At 36.2% G+C, this 1,575-nt stretch carries 2 protein-coding genes; both read left to right on the plus strand.

The annotated features are described in order from the left end of the window. Positions 1-135: 135 nt before the first annotated feature. The gene (gene mutY / locus HRT72_14065; GenBank protein ID NQY68835.1) at positions 136-1,149 is read left to right on the plus strand and encodes an A/G-specific adenine glycosylase; all 1,014 of its coding nucleotides are present in this window, start codon (positions 136-138) and stop codon (positions 1,147-1,149) included. A gap of 49 nt (positions 1,150-1,198) precedes the next feature. Next, on the plus strand, positions 1,199-1,575 hold a 377-nt coding region (locus HRT72_14070; GenBank protein ID NQY68836.1), incomplete at its 3' end, for a single-stranded DNA-binding protein.

Below are 1,575 nucleotides of genomic sequence, written 5' to 3' on the forward strand. Positions count from 1 at the left end.
ATGTCTGCAACGATATCTGCTTTTGTCATATCTTATTGATTTTATGATGTTTAAATTTGACTTTCGCTGGCAAAATTAAAGTTCTCTTTTGTTTATTACTTACTTTTGCACGACTAATTTTTCCTTTTTCCCCTAATGCACAATTTTCACCTACTAATAGCCAAATGGTATAGACAAAACTCGAGAAGTCTACCATGGCGACAGACTAATAACCCGTATTTTATTTGGTTATCGGAAATAATCATGCAACAAACGAGGGTCGAACAAGGTAAAGCATACTATGAAAAGTTCATAACCAACTACCCAACAATCATTGATCTTGCAAATGCTGAGGAACAACAAATACTGAACGACTGGCAAGGATTAGGCTATTATAGTCGGGCGAGAAACCTCCATTATTCTGCGAAATTGGTTAGAGATCATTTTAACGGTGAATTCCCGAACACTTTTGATGAAATTTTGAAATTAAAAGGTGTCGGATCCTATACTGCTGCTGCCATTAGTTCATTTGCTTTCAAAGAAAAAACGGCCGTTGTTGATGGAAATGTATACCGCCTGCTAAGTCGAGTGTTTGATGTCGAAACGCCAATTGATAGTTCTAAAGGACAAAAAGAATTTCAAGAATTAGCCGATGAATTAATTCCATCCAAGAATCCTGACACCCACAATCAAGCGATTATGGAAGTTGGCTCACTCGTTTGCACTCCCAAAAATCCAAATTGTAATGAATGTCCTTTGATTGATCTTTGCCTCGCTCGAGCAAATAACACCATTGATTCAAGACCTGTAAAATCAAAAAAAAATAAAGTTCGAGATCGATATTTCCACTTCTTACTATTTGACATTAATGAAGAAACCTATATTGAACAAAGAACAGAAAAGGGAATTTGGCAAAATATGTATCAATTTCCGCTAGTAGAAATTGAGGAAAATGAGATTGACAATCATAAAAAGCAATGGAGTAAACAATGGAAAGAGTCATCTGAAATAATTCATAAGTTAAGCCATCAAACTATTCATGCTACTTTCCATCATATAACCGGTGATCCCGAATTAATTAATGAAACTTGGATCAAAATCCGAATGGAGGATATTCAAGATTATCCATTGCCTCGAATCATTGACAGATATCTTGAAGAGAATTCATGAATATGAATTCAAGATTTCGTACTTTTAATGTATAAATACAACAACTAATATGGCAGGATCAGTCAATAAAGTAATCTTAATTGGAAACCTTGGGAAAGACCCTGAAGTTCGTCATCTAGAAAATGGCGCCGTAGTAGCAAATTTCTCTATTGCAACATCGGAATCGTATACCGATAAAAACACTGGACAAAAAGTAGAAAATACTGATTGGCATAACATAGTTGTATGGAGAGGACTTGCTGAAGTGGTTGAGAAATATGTCAAAAAAGGTCACAAAGTTTATATCGAAGGAAAGTTAAAAACTCGCTCTTGGCAGGACAAAGAAGGTAATACACGTTACACGACTGAGGTCGTGGCTGATGAAATGACCATGTTAACACGAGCTGATACAGCGGCCAATCCACCCCCGCAAAACCCTTACGATTC

The organism is Flavobacteriales bacterium (assembly GCA_013214975.1).
GTDB lineage: Bacteria > Bacteroidota > Bacteroidia > DT-38 > DT-38 > DT-38.

Excerpts from the sequence above, each read along its gene's own strand:
- mutY (NQY68835.1), top strand. The coding sequence starts at position 136 with ATGCACAATTTTCACCTACTAATAGCCAAATGGTATAGACAAAACTCG.